At 47.0% G+C, this 11843-nt stretch carries 14 protein-coding genes; 9 read left to right on the top strand and 5 right to left on the bottom strand.

Annotated features, from left to right (window positions below; translation table 11 throughout):
• Nucleotides 1–232: 232 nt before the first annotated feature.
• Together BC349_RS16345 and BC349_RS16340 are read left to right on the top strand one after the other, a co-directional pair.
• On the top strand, nucleotides 233–1084 hold the full coding sequence (locus tag BC349_RS16345) for an aminotransferase class IV (RefSeq protein WP_187257858.1): 852 nt from the start codon (nucleotides 233–235) through the stop codon (nucleotides 1082–1084).
• A gap of 79 nt (nucleotides 1085–1163) precedes the next feature.
• Nucleotides 1164–2474 (top strand): cryptochrome/photolyase family protein, encoded by a 1311-nt coding sequence (locus tag BC349_RS16340; RefSeq protein ID WP_187257857.1) that lies wholly within the window; start codon nucleotides 1164–1166, stop codon nucleotides 2472–2474.
• 7 nt (nucleotides 2475–2481) lie between these two features.
• Here BC349_RS16340 and BC349_RS16335 read toward each other — a convergent pair whose 3' ends face one another.
• Together BC349_RS16335 and mqnB are read right to left on the bottom strand one after the other, a co-directional pair.
• Nucleotides 2482–3273, bottom strand: a complete 792-nt coding sequence (locus tag BC349_RS16335; protein ID WP_187257856.1) for a 1,4-dihydroxy-6-naphtoate synthase — start codon at nucleotides 3271–3273, stop codon at nucleotides 2482–2484.
• 35 nt (nucleotides 3274–3308) lie between these two features.
• A complete protein-coding gene (mqnB, locus tag BC349_RS16330) occupies nucleotides 3309–3965 on the bottom strand; it encodes a futalosine hydrolase (protein ID WP_187257855.1) in 657 nt (218 codons plus the stop codon).
• A gap of 195 nt (nucleotides 3966–4160) precedes the next feature.
• On the opposite strand from mqnB, the gene BC349_RS16325 reads away from it, so the two are divergent.
• From BC349_RS16325 to fabD, 3 genes are read left to right on the top strand one after another with little or no spacing between them, the layout of a single operon-like run.
• The gene (locus BC349_RS16325; protein WP_187257854.1) at nucleotides 4161–4589 is read left to right on the top strand and encodes a 6-pyruvoyl trahydropterin synthase family protein; all 429 of its coding nucleotides are present in this window, start codon (nucleotides 4161–4163) and stop codon (nucleotides 4587–4589) included.
• A 45-nt stretch (nucleotides 4590–4634) separates the two neighbouring features.
• Nucleotides 4635–5231 (top strand): GTP cyclohydrolase I FolE, encoded by a 597-nt coding sequence (folE, locus tag BC349_RS16320; protein ID WP_187257853.1) that lies wholly within the window; start codon nucleotides 4635–4637, stop codon nucleotides 5229–5231.
• 35 nt (nucleotides 5232–5266) lie between these two features.
• Nucleotides 5267–6157, top strand: coding sequence for an ACP S-malonyltransferase (gene fabD, locus BC349_RS16315; protein WP_187257852.1), 891 nt, complete (start codon nucleotides 5267–5269; stop codon nucleotides 6155–6157).
• Nucleotides 6158–6178: 21 nt separating this feature from the next.
• Here fabD and BC349_RS16310 read toward each other — a convergent pair whose 3' ends face one another.
• Complete coding sequence (locus tag BC349_RS16310) at nucleotides 6179–6631, bottom strand: GNAT family N-acetyltransferase (RefSeq protein WP_187257851.1); 453 nt, start codon at nucleotides 6629–6631, stop codon at nucleotides 6179–6181.
• Nucleotides 6632–6665: 34 nt separating this feature from the next.
• Nucleotides 6666–7895 carry a trans-sulfuration enzyme family protein gene (locus BC349_RS16305; protein WP_187257850.1) on the bottom strand — a complete coding sequence of 410 codons (1230 nt, stop codon included), beginning with the start codon at nucleotides 7893–7895 and terminating at the stop codon, nucleotides 6666–6668.
• Between the two features lie 67 nt (nucleotides 7896–7962).
• Between BC349_RS16305 and BC349_RS16300 the strand changes: the two genes are divergently transcribed.
• The 3 genes from BC349_RS16300 (at nucleotide 7963) to BC349_RS16290 (ending at nucleotide 10134) form a co-directional block, all read left to right on the top strand.
• Nucleotides 7963–8448 (top strand): DinB family protein, encoded by a 486-nt coding sequence (locus BC349_RS16300; RefSeq protein WP_187257849.1) that lies wholly within the window; start codon nucleotides 7963–7965, stop codon nucleotides 8446–8448.
• Nucleotides 8449–8533: 85 nt separating this feature from the next.
• The gene (locus BC349_RS16295; RefSeq protein WP_187257848.1) at nucleotides 8534–9091 is read left to right on the top strand and encodes a hypothetical protein; all 558 of its coding nucleotides are present in this window, start codon (nucleotides 8534–8536) and stop codon (nucleotides 9089–9091) included.
• Nucleotides 9088–10134 carry a nucleoid-associated protein gene (locus tag BC349_RS16290; RefSeq protein ID WP_187257847.1) on the top strand — a complete coding sequence of 349 codons (1047 nt, stop codon included), beginning with the start codon at nucleotides 9088–9090 and terminating at the stop codon, nucleotides 10132–10134. Before BC349_RS16295 ends, BC349_RS16290 begins: the two co-directional genes overlap by 4 nt.
• 67 nt (nucleotides 10135–10201) lie before the next feature.
• Here the strand turns inward: BC349_RS16290 and BC349_RS16285 are convergent, their stop codons facing one another.
• Nucleotides 10202–11194 carry a beta-ketoacyl-ACP synthase III gene (locus BC349_RS16285; protein WP_222840208.1) on the bottom strand — a complete coding sequence of 331 codons (993 nt, stop codon included), beginning with the start codon at nucleotides 11192–11194 and terminating at the stop codon, nucleotides 10202–10204.
• A 54-nt stretch (nucleotides 11195–11248) separates the two neighbouring features.
• On the opposite strand from BC349_RS16285, the gene ruvA reads away from it, so the two are divergent.
• Nucleotides 11249–11833: a Holliday junction branch migration protein RuvA gene (gene ruvA / locus BC349_RS16280; protein ID WP_187257846.1), complete on the top strand. Its 585-nt coding sequence runs from the start codon at nucleotides 11249–11251 to the stop codon at nucleotides 11831–11833.
• The last annotated feature ends 10 nt before the right edge of the window (nucleotides 11834–11843 follow it).

Genomic DNA, 11843 nt, shown 5'->3' with positions numbered 1-11843 from the left:
CGGTAAAGTTGGAGTGCTATGTTTGCATTTCAACCTTATTGTATGTTTACCCAGATACTCATTCAGCTGACTCCGCAAAACCTGGCTTCAAAGCTGCATTTCATTTTTCCGGTATTATTATCCATGCTGGTTTTATTGATTATCGGTGTTATCTTATTTGTCATCATTAAAAATAAAATGAGGGCATTGAGGTAAATGCATTGTAAGTTTAGGTGAAGAACCAGCTTATCAGATGTCGCATTTACTTTTCCAGGACGGACAGTTTTTCCGGGATGATAAATTATTGGTTGGCGCCAATAACCGGGGGCTTCGCTATGGTGATGGCGCATTCGAAACCATGAAGGTAAATGCCGGCCAGGTTCAACTTGGCGACTGGCATATGGAAAGATTATTTGCCGCCCTGAAACTTCTTCAGTTTGATTGTCCTTCTTATTTTTCGCCTAGTTATTTATTGGACATGGTGAAGCAGCTTGTTCACCGTAACGGTCATTCAAAACTTGCGCGGGTCAGGTTGATGGTGCACCGCGGGAATGGCGGTCTGTACGATCCGGAAAACCATTATCCCCATCATATTATCCAAAGCTGGAACCTGCCTGAAACCAACCACCAGTGGAATGAAAACGGCCTGGTAGTTGGTATACACAAGGGCGCGCGCAAAGCCCCGGATGTGCTGGCAAACCATAAAACCAACAATTATCTCGCCTACATACTTGGGGCGCTGGAAGCTAAAAAGGAAAAATGGAATGATGCCATCATCCTGAATACGGAGGACCGTATCTGTGATGCCACCATTGCCAATATTTTCCTGGTTGAAAACGGCAGGATCATTACCCCCTCGCTGGAGGAAGGCCCTGTTGCAGGTATCATGCGCAGGTTCCTTGTCACCCGTCTTTCGGAGCAGAGAATTGATATTGCAGAAGAGCCTGTGTCCGTTGAAAGAATAATGGCTGCCGATGAGGTTTTTCTCAGTAATTCCATTTATGGTATGAAATGGGTAAATATGATCGCCGGGGTTAAGTATAAGGCTGAAAAAACCAGGGCTATCTACGAGGACATTATCCGCCCGTTATTTATGTCGCGCTGATCATTGCAGGAATTGCCGTTCCTGTTCAACCCGGTGAACCAAGTTGGCCGGGGATTGTTAGATAAATCAAATTTTCAGCATGCCCCCCTCCCCGGTAGCATTGATGTGGTTTCGCCGTGACCTCCGATTGCATGACAATGCAGCCCTTTACCATGCGTTGAAGAGCGGATTGCCGGTTGTGCCTGTTTTTGTTTTTGACCGGAATATCCTGGATGACCTCCGGGTTAAGGAAGACCGTCGGGTGGAGTTCATTCATCTGGCTTTACAGCAGATGCAGCGCCAGTTGGCAGGCATGGGGAGTAGCATGGATGTTCGCTACGGAGACCCGGAGGAGGTCTTCAGGCAACTGATGCAGGAATACAAAGTTGAAAAAATCTTCACCAACCATGATTACGAGCCCTATGCCATTGAAAGGGATGCGGCGGTCAGGAAGCTTGCAGAAAGGCAGGGCGCGGTTTTTTCGGACTTTAAGGACCAGGTGATATTTGAAAAGGAGGAGGTCGTTAAGGATGACGGCAGACCTTATACTGTTTTCACTCCCTACAGCAAACGATGGAAGGCCAGGCTGAATGATTTTTACCTGTCGTCTTATCCAACTGAAAAATATTTCGATGGATTCTTCAGGCAGCAGGAAAGGCCGGTCCCTTCGCTGGAATCACTTGGGTTTCAGGCTGTCGGTGCAGAATTCCCATCTGCCCAGCTGGATGAGGAAATGGCAAAAGCGTATACTGCGCACCGTGATTTTCCGGCAATTCCAGGCACATCCAGGCTGGGGGTCCACCTGCGTTTTGGCACCATCAGCATCCGGGAACTTGCCCGCAAGGGGAGCCGGTTGAATGAAACCTTTCTGAATGAATTAATCTGGCGGGATTTCTATCATATGATTCTGTGGCATTTTCCGGAAGTTGGCAGGGGACGGGCTTTCAAGCCGGAATACGATTTTATACAATGGCGTAATAATGAAGCGGAGTTTACACGCTGGTGTGAAGGCATGACCGGTTATCCGATTGTTGATGCGGGAATGCGGGAACTAAATGCCACCGGCTATATGCACAACAGGGTTCGGATGATAGTGGCGTCCTTCCTGACCAAACATTTGCTGATAGACTGGCGCTGGGGAGAAGCATATTTCGCTGAAAAATTACTGGATTATGATTTTGCTGCCAACAACGGCGGATGGCAGTGGGCGGCAGGAAGTGGTTGTGATGCAGCTCCCTATTTCAGGATATTTAACCCCTACCTGCAAACGGAAAAATTTGACCCGCAGGGGGAATATATCCGTAAGTGGGTACCCGAATTTGATGGATTCGGTTATGCGGCGCCGATAGTAATCCATGAACAGGCAAGAAAAAGGTGCCTGGAAGTTTACCAGGCGGCCCTGAAACGCTGAACCCGGATCAGTTGCTGATCCTGTTATATATTTCCAGCAGTTGATCAACTGCTCTGCGGCCTGCGCTTCCCAGGGACAATGAGTAGTCGTTTACATAGAGGTTGATATGCTGTCTCATCACATCTTCACTCATTTCCTGTGCATTACAGCGGATGTATTCCGACAGTTCAGGGTAGTTTGACCAACTATAGCGAATGCTGTTACGGATGAGTTCCTGCAGCTTTTCCCTCGTTTCTACTGGAATGGATTTCTTTACAACTATACCGCCAAGAGGTACCGGGCAATGGAGTTGATGTTCCCAGTAATCGCCGAGGTCAATGAGTTTGTGCAGGCCTTTCTGCTGGTAGGTAAACCTGTTTTCATGGATGATGACCCCTGCATCCACTGAGCCGTTCAGCACTGCCTGTTCAATTTCATGAAAGACCATGAAGGATTTGTTTTTTGCCTCCGGGAAAGCCATTGAAAAAAGCAGGTGGGCCGTGGTGTTTTTACCGGGGATGGCTATCCGAAGATTGCTGATGTCGGGAAGTGGTATCGGTTTCTTTGCAATCAACAATGGGCCGACCCCTGTGCCCAGCGCCCCTCCTGAATCGAGCAAAGTATATTGGCCGGTTATGAGCGGAAGTACGCCGTAACTTATTTTGGTACAATCCATCCTGCCTTCCAGCGCCCATTCGTTCAGGGTCTGTACATCTTCCAGACTTACTGAAAAATTCATCCCTCCCGTTTCAATTTTTCCATTGACGAGGGCGTCGAATATGAAAGTGTCGTTTGGGCAGGGGGAAAAAGCGAGGGTCATAAACGGTGAATGGTGAATGGTGAATGGTGAATGGGTTAGAGGGATTCGAGGAGGCGGATGAGGTTTTTGTTCAGGCTGTTGATGGCCAGGGGCAGGTCCCATTTTTTCTTGTTCCTTTCTCCCACATGATTGGAAATACTGCGCAACTGCATGAAAGGTATTTCTTCCATCAGCGCCACATAATGCAGGGATGCCCCTTCCATGGACTCGAGGGTGGCACGGTATTTTGAAACATAATGTTCCGCTCTTTTTTTGGAAGTGGTGATCTCGTTTACAGTGATGCCTGATGCTTTTTTCAGCCGGCTTCTCTTCATCAGGTTGAGATATGGATTTGGTAAAACACCTTTCTTATAGGGCAATTCATTGGACCGGCTTAGCTTCAGGTCAAAAACATCCAGGAAGGCATTTTTTTCCTGGACCCCCTGGTCTGCCAGCACATCCTGCTTTACCACGAATACAGTTCCCAGTTCAGTTTTCGGGTCAAACGCCCCGGCCACACCAGCCTGGATGATTAGTTCGGGTCTTTTGTGCTGCAGGTACCTGGTCAGTGCATAGGTTGCGGCATTGCTGCCAACCCCGGTTATCAGTATATCTACATCAAAATCAATATGGTTCAGTTTTTCGGTGGTGCCAAGATGGTCGGTAAAAGGTGCGATTTCAGCCGCTGTGGAAGCAACCAGTAAACAATGCATTTTCAAATGGTTTATGGACAAATGTCGTCAATCCTGTTAAATGATCGGGATTGAGTAGTTTTGTATTGATCTGGTAAACTGTTTTTAACTTTTATTGAACCTTTTGCCGGCAGTCTTGTTAAAGTTTTTTATACAAAATGCTAAACAATTTGAACGGCACACTTCCGTTTCGGTTGTTTATGGTAATATTCAATTATGGGAAAAAAAGTAGCAGTATTCAGGAAAGAGCATTTTAATGCCGCACATCGTTTGCACCACCCCGATTGGGATGATGCACGCAATTTTGAGGTTTTTGGAAAGTGCAGCTATCCCCATTACCATGGTCATAATTATGAACTGGTGGTGAAAGTGACGGGAGAACCCAATCCGCAAACCGGTTTCGTGATGGATATGAAGCAGCTGTCGGACATAATCCATACCCATGTGATCAGCCGTTTTGACCACAGGAACCTGAACCTGGACCTGGCCGAATTTAGAAATCTGAATCCTACCGCTGAAAATATTGTGGTGGTGATTTTTGATTTGCTGCGACCGCATATTGACCCAACTCATGAACTCAGCATACGGCTGTATGAAACAGAAAGGAATTTTGTTGAGTATGGCGAAGGGGTAGGTGGAATGTGAACTGGAAATCGGTATTTTTTTAAAAACAGTATTAAAATCAAATAGATGGCATATCATAAGGTTGAACAGTATGAAGACAAGATTACTTCCGGTTTGATTGATAACTACCGAGACACACTAGCCTTACTGGGTGAGGATCCGGATAGGGAAGGATTGTTGAAAACTCCTGAGCGGGTGGCGAAAGCCATGCAATACCTTACACAGGGGTACCAGATGGATGCCAAAGCCATACTTGAGTCAGCCAAATTTCACGAGGATGTCAGTGAAATGATCCTTGTGAAGGATATTGAACTTTACAGTATGTGTGAACATCACATGCTGCCGTTTTTTGGTAAAGCCCATATAGCCTATATCCCTAACGGTTATATCACCGGGTTAAGTAAAATTGCCCGTGTGGTGGATGTGTTCAGTCGCCGTTTGCAGGTGCAGGAACGTATGACAACGCAGATATTAAATGCCATTAAGGAATCGCTGAATCCGATAGGTGTGGCGGTTGTCATAGAAGCCAGGCATCTCTGCATGATGATGAGGGGGGTGCAGAAACAGAATTCGGTTACCACTACATCTGCTTTCTGGGGAGAGTTTGAAAAAGCTGAGACCAGAAGTGAGTTTACAAAATTGATTTCCTCCAAACTCAGTTGATCTGATTATTTTTGCCCGTAAATACAATTGCATATATGAAGCATGCCTATGTGTTTCCCGGGCAGGGATCCCAGTTTCCGGGAATGGGTAAAAACCATTATGAAAACAGTGCCTTTGCGAAAAAACTTTTCGAACAGGCAAATGAGATATTAGGTTTCAGGATTTCTGATATCATGTTTACGGGAACCGACGAAGATCTCCGTCAGACGAATGTAACCCAGCCGGCAGTTTTCCTTCATTCCGTTATTGCCTATAAAAGCATTGAACATGCACATCCCGATATGGTCGCTGGCCATTCACTGGGTGAATTCTCCGCTTTGGTTGCCAATGGGGTGCTTAGTTTTGAAGATGCGCTGAAACTTGTTTTTATAAGGGCCCGGGCAATGCAGAAAGCATGCGAAATGCAGCCATCCACCATGGCCGCTGTGCTTGCCCTGGACGATGCAAAAGTGGAAGAAATTTGCGCTCTTGTACAGGCTGAATCCGGTGAGGTGGTTGTTCCTGCTAACTATAACTGTCCCGGTCAGCTGGTGATCAGTGGTTCAGTAAAGGGAATTGAGATCGCCTGTGAACAGATGAAGGCAGCAGGAGCCAAGAGGGCCCTTGTTCTGCCTGTGGGCGGGGCATTCCATTCACCTTTGATGGCACCTGCACGCGAAGAATTGAAGGCCGCCATAAACGGCATGAAATTCCAGCAGCCTGTTTGTGCGGTTTACCAGAACGTTGTGGCAAGGGCTGTTCTTGATAAGGACGAGATCAAGCATAACCTGATTGAACAACTTACCGGTGCAGTTCGCTGGACACAAAGTGTTCAATCAATGATACGGGACGGCGCTTCTACCTTCACCGAAGTGGGTCCAGGTAAAGTTTTGCAGGGCCTTGTGGCAAAAATTGATAAGTCGGTAACTGTTAACGGAGCCAGCTAGGCCGGGGCTGCCGGATTCTGATTAAGGATTTTTGATCTCAATGGAACAGTTGATCCATTCCGGATCCATTTTCGCATTGTATTTTTTATAGAAATTAATCGCAGGTTCATTCCATTCAAGGACCTGCCAGGTGATACCGCAGAAGTTCTTTTCTTTTGCCTCCTCAATCAGACGGTCCAGAAGTTGCTTACCCAACCCCTTGCCCCTCATGGCATCTGTTACTATTATGTCTTCGAGATACATACGCTGCCCCTTCCAGGTGCTGTACCGGATATAGTAGAGCGCGAAGCCCTGCACTATGCCATCCACTTCGGCTACAAATGCCCACCATACCGGATTGGGCCCAAAGCCGCTATTGGTAAAATGTTCAAGCGTAACGGTAACTTCCTCTGGTGCTTTCTCATATTCGGCGAGTTCCCTGATCAGTTCGAGCAGGCGGGGACAGTCGGTGGCGGTGGCGCGTCGGAGGGACATAGATAGTGAATGGTGAATGGTGAATGGTGAATGTTTATTCTGCGAGGGCCTGGGTAAGGTCGGCGAGGATATCCTCTATGTTTTCGATGCCTACACTCATGCGGATCAGTCCGTCAGTGATGCCATATCCCTCACGTTCTGCTTTTGGGATGCTGGCATGCGACATGGAAGCCGGGTGAGAAATAAGCGTGTCAACCGTTCCCAGGGAAACCGCACGCGTACACATCTGCAGGCGGTCGATGAATTGCTTGCCGGTTTCAACACCTCCCTTCAATTCAAAACTGAGCATGCCTCCCGGGTGCTTCATCTGTTTCTTTGCCACTTCAAAATCAGGATGACTTTCCAGCCCTGTATACATCACTTTTGCAATGGCAGGGTGATTTTCCAGATACCTGGCTACAGCCATGGCATTACTGCAATGACGGTCCATCCTTAATTCAAGTGTCCGCATTCCCTGGGTAAGCAAAAAAGCATCAAATGGATTGGCATTTCCGCCCAGTAACACATACCATTTCCAGGCTTTGGTGGACATAAACTGAAGGTCGCGCCCCAGCAGGACACCGCCGATGGATGTTCCATGCCCATTCAGGAATTTTGTGGTTGAGTGGAAAACAAAATCTACCCCATACCTGAATGGTTGTTGCAGGTAGGGCGTGGCAAATGTATTGTCCACCGAAACAACCAGGCGATGTTGTTTTGCAAGGACCGTGATCATTTCCAGGTCCACACATTGCAGAGTCGGATTGGCCGGTGTTTCAATGTGCACCATTTTAATTTCCGGGTTGTTCTTAATGGCAGCAACTGCAAGTTCACGGTCCCGCAGATCCGTAATGATGGTTTGGATGCCATTTTCTGCCAGCACTTTGGTCAGCAGTTCCTGTGTGCCGCCATAAAGGGAATAATGCGTCAGGATTTTATCGCCGGCAGAAAGATTGCTCATGAATAGTGTGGTCATGGCTGCCTGTCCGCTGGAATGTAATAAGGCTTTCAACTGCAGCGGCGAACCATCTTCATCAGTCAGTCCATGGGCTTCAAGGGCGGCAATTTTTTGTTCCGCCACCGTATGGGTTGGATTGCCCCAGCGTGAATATATTTTCGTTTTATCAGCCCCCGCAAAGCGCTCCATGCCCTGCTGTGCCGTGTCAAAATAAAAAGTTGAACTTGCATAAATAGGCGTAAGGTGCGCATATTGCGGATCGGGTTCGTTACCGCCGTGAACTGCTACTGTGCCCTTGCCTTTTAAGTGGAAATTTTTATTCGCCATTCGATTAACAACTTTTAAATTAGTAGGGTATTGTCAAATTTAACGTAAATAGATAAAGCAGACCTTCGTGGAGTATACAGAATATCATTTTTGGGCGAACCGGATGATCTGTTCGCGCATCCTTGAACTTGATCCTGCATGGTGGACCAAAGAAGTGGTCAGCAGTTTTCCTTCCCTTCACCAGACACTCAGGCATATGGAAATGGCGGACAGCGCCTGGTGGCAGCGGGTGCAGGATGAGGCCATGCCCTTTGCGCCGCCTGACTCCAACACTGACACACCCGAACTGGTGAAGCTTTTACTGGAACAGAATGAACGCTGGTTAAGATGGGCGAAGGAAACTGCCCCAGACGGATTTGATCGTATCATCTCTTACAGCAACTCGAAAGGGCAGGCTTTTCAAACATCCTGCCGCCATATTTTAATGCATGTTGTCAACCACGGAACCTATCATCGTGGCCAGCTGGTAACCATGATGCGGACATTGGGCGCAGAAAACATTCCGCAGACGGATTTTGTGCACTGGATAAGAGTGGAGGGTGGTAAAGAATGAACATTCCGGGAGGCGGAGTGTGGATGCAAAGTGGTGTAATTTTCGTAAATTGAAAGAAAAGTGGGGGAAGCGAAGCTTACATAAAATGATTGCCATATCAGGCCATATCAACCGGATGATTTTGCTGATAGCCGTAGTTGCCTTTTTTTCTTCCGCGGGTTATTCACAACGCTATGACTGGCGAACCCGGATTGATGACCTGGTTCAGGTGGCCGACAGCCTTTCCATGCATTCCCAGCAGACATTTTATCTTAATAAATTTATCAGGAATGATCTTCCCGTGAGAGAAACCTGGCATTATACCCTCCATAACGAGCGGGTCATCATTTTTGAGATCCACTATTTTATAGATTCTTCCGAATTCCAGGAAGTTTATTATCTCGACCGCGACCAGGTTGTTTGCATGGAACAATATCAAATCCTGTATCCCCAACTTGAGGAAGACAGGATTTTATGGGGAACGGTCGGCTTTTTCCAGGGAAATTCATTGAGGCAATATATAACAATGGGCAGGCCGCCGGCACCAACCGGCTTTTCCCGGGAGTGGGATGCCATCGGCCGGTTCCGCGACCGGTATAAGGAATTGCTGGCCCATCGTCCTTTGCAGGAACGAAAACACAAAGGGACTATCTTCGTGCCATGACCGGAATCGAAGCTGTATCACTGGAAAAAGCCATTGTACATAAAGTGGGAAACCCTACCCGCGGCGAAGAATTAAAACTATCCGCCAATCCGCTAACGCTCAATGACGAGATCGTTCGCGGCCTGCTTACCCGTTATTTTCTTGCGCCATTTAATGAACATGAATGTTATCACTTTACACATATCAGCGACCTTGATATGAATGAAGTGTATACTTATGTCAGGAATATTTTTGAGGATCCGGCCAATTTTCACCGGGAGTCGGTTTTCCTGGCTCAGTTGCTGTACAATAAATCGACGCACGCCAGGGTGAAGGAAGGTGAACTGTATGTTGTTCTCTTTGATAAAGTGCCGTTTGAAGGGGAAGAGAAAAAAGCGGTCGGCATCTTTAAATCCGAAACCAAGGAAACCTTCCTGAAAGTATTTCCGCATGGTGCCGGCTGGGAGGTGGCTGCTGAAGACGGTGTCAACATCAACAAGCTGGACAAGGGTTGCCTGGTATTCCGAACCAATGAGTCCGATGGGTATAAGGTTTGCGTGGTGGACAATACCAATAAACAACAGGATGCCCAGTATTGGGTGAACGATTTTCTGCAGGTACAGCCCTATACCGACAGTTACCATCATACGAACCAGGCCCTGGGACTCTGTAAGTTGTTCATTGAGAAAGAATACGCAGAGAAATTTGACGTATCAAAATCGGACCAGATAGACCTGCTGAATAAATCAATGGACTATTTTAAGACAAAAGAGCAATTCAATTTGCAGGAATTTACTGAGGAGGTAATTCATCACCCGGACGTGGTGGATACGTTCATGGATTATAAAAGAAATTATGAAGCCAACCGCAACTATGCCATCGATGAGTCCTTTGATATCAACCTGGTTGCCCTGAAGAAGCAGGCAAAGGTTTTTAAAACAGTGCTGAAGCTGGATAAAAATTTCCATGTATATATCCATGGAAGGCGAGACCTGATTGAGAGGGGATATGATGAAGAAAGCGGTAAGAAGTATTATAAACTCTATTACGAGGAAGAAAGTTAAATACCAGCGGGAGAATGAATCATTGCTCCCGCTGGTATTTAATGAGTATTTTCTTTGGCTGATTTTGTCAATAAGCCCACCTGATAAGGGTTGCACCCCAGGTGAACCCACCGCCAAAGGCTGCAAGTACAAGCTTGTCGTCTTTTTTAAGTTGTTTTTCCCACTCCCAAAGGCAGAGAGGAATCGTGGCAGCGGTAGTATTTCCAAAACGCTGGATATTGATCATCACTTTTTCCTTAGGTAATCCCATACGTTCGGCGGTGGCATCAATGATGCGGAGGTTAGCCTGGTGCGGAACAAGCCAGGCAATGTCATCTCCCTTGAGGTTATTTCTCTCCAGTAATTCAGCGCTCACATCAGCCATACCCTTTACGGCGAATTTGAATACCGTTTTTCCTTCCTGGTAGGCGAAATGTTCGCGGTTGGTAACTGTTTCAATACTCGCCGGATGGGCAGATCCGCCTGCTTTCATGTTCAGGTAGTGACGACCACTGCCATCGGTTTTCAGGATGCTATCCAGTACGCCGTACCCATCTGTATTGGGTTCGAGCAAAACAGCACCGGCACCGTCGCCGAAAATAACACAGGTATTGCGGTCTGTATAGTCGATGATGGCGCTCATTTTATCAGCTCCTACCACCACCACTTTTTTGTAGCGGCCACTTTCAATATAGGTGGCTCCGGTGGTGAGGGCAAATAAAAAGCCGGAACAGGCGGCACTCATATCATATCCCCAGGCATTCACTGCCCCTATTTTATCACAAACGATATTGGCGGTGGCGGGGAAAACCATGTCGGGGGTTACCGTTGCCACAATCATACAATCTATCTCCGCGGGGTCCATGCCGCGTTTTTTGCAGAGCTCAAGAACGGCTGGTACGATCATTTCAGAAACACCCTTTCCTTCTCCTTTCAGAATTCTTCTTTCAGAAATGCCGGTGCGGGTCCTGATCCATTCATCGTTAGTATCCACCATCTTCTCCAGGTCAAAATTGGTCAGTCTGTCTTCGGGAACAAAACCGCCAACTGCAGTGATGGCGGCGGTAATTTTATTGATCATGCGTTAAATTGTAAAAGCGGCACAAATTTAGGGGTAATAGTTTATTTTGCAGCCATGATCGCTTTTCTGAGGGGTAATTTCGCCCTTACCACACCTACTTATGTGCATATTGATGTGCAGGGAGTAGGATATGAAGTTTTTATTTCATTGAACACATATGCGGCCATCCAGGGTAAACCCCAGGGCCAGTTGTATACGTACCTTCAAATAAGGGAAGATGCCCATGTTCTGTATGGATTCGCTGAACCGGCGGAAAAGGAAATGTTCCTGCATTTGCTGGGGGTTAACGGTGTGGGCGCTGCCACAGCCAGGATGATGTTGTCCTCTATGAAACCGGATGAGATCGCAAAGGCCATTATCCAGGGAAATGCAAGGCAACTTGAGTCTGTTAAAGGGATTGGCAAGAAATCTGCAGAGAGGATAATTCTTGAATTGAAGGATAAAATGACCCGGCAGTCTCTTGATATAAATAATTCAGTGTCAACGGGCAATACCGTTGAAGCGGATGCGTTAAATGCTCTGCTGGCTCTGGGTATCGCCCGTCCGGCTGCAGAAGTGGCCTTAAGGAAAGCGATTAACCTGTACCCTGGTTCTGATAAAGTGGAAGATATTATTAAATCAGCACTAAAAAACCTCTAAGCCTATAGCT

It is taken from the genome of Flavihumibacter stibioxidans (assembly GCF_014332695.1).
In the GTDB taxonomy this organism is placed as follows: domain Bacteria; phylum Bacteroidota; class Bacteroidia; order Chitinophagales; family Chitinophagaceae; genus Flavihumibacter; species Flavihumibacter stibioxidans.
Note: the sequence above shows the minus strand (reverse complement) of the source record. Positions and strands in the feature narration are given on the sequence as shown.

Bases quoted from the DNA above. Each gene is read 5' to 3' on its own strand.
- BC349_RS16345 (WP_187257858.1), top strand. From the start codon at position 233: ATGTCGCATTTACTTTTCCAGGACGGACAGTTTTTCCGGGATGATAAA.
- BC349_RS16335 (WP_187257856.1), bottom strand. From the start codon at position 3,273: ATGACCCTCGCTTTTTCCCCCTGCCCAAACGACACTTTCATATTCGAC.
- BC349_RS16340 (WP_187257857.1), top strand. From the start codon at position 1,164: ATGCCCCCCTCCCCGGTAGCATTGATGTGGTTTCGCCGTGACCTCCGA.
- BC349_RS16290 (WP_187257847.1), top strand. From the start codon at position 9,088: ATGACCGGAATCGAAGCTGTATCACTGGAAAAAGCCATTGTACATAAA.
- BC349_RS16310 (WP_187257851.1), bottom strand. From the start codon at position 6,631: ATGTCCCTCCGACGCGCCACCGCCACCGACTGTCCCCGCCTGCTCGAA.
- fabD (WP_187257852.1), top strand. From the start codon at position 5,267: ATGAAGCATGCCTATGTGTTTCCCGGGCAGGGATCCCAGTTTCCGGGA.
- BC349_RS16295 (WP_187257848.1), top strand. From the start codon at position 8,534: ATGATTGCCATATCAGGCCATATCAACCGGATGATTTTGCTGATAGCC.
- ruvA (WP_187257846.1), top strand. From the start codon at position 11,249: ATGATCGCTTTTCTGAGGGGTAATTTCGCCCTTACCACACCTACTTAT.
- mqnB (WP_187257855.1), bottom strand. From the start codon at position 3,965: ATGCATTGTTTACTGGTTGCTTCCACAGCGGCTGAAATCGCACCTTTT.
- folE (WP_187257853.1), top strand. From the start codon at position 4,635: ATGGCATATCATAAGGTTGAACAGTATGAAGACAAGATTACTTCCGGT.
- BC349_RS16305 (WP_187257850.1), bottom strand. From the start codon at position 7,895: ATGGCGAATAAAAATTTCCACTTAAAAGGCAAGGGCACAGTAGCAGTT.
- BC349_RS16285 (WP_222840208.1), bottom strand. From the start codon at position 11,194: ATGATCAATAAAATTACCGCCGCCATCACTGCAGTTGGCGGTTTTGTT.
- BC349_RS16325 (WP_187257854.1), top strand. From the start codon at position 4,161: ATGGGAAAAAAAGTAGCAGTATTCAGGAAAGAGCATTTTAATGCCGCA.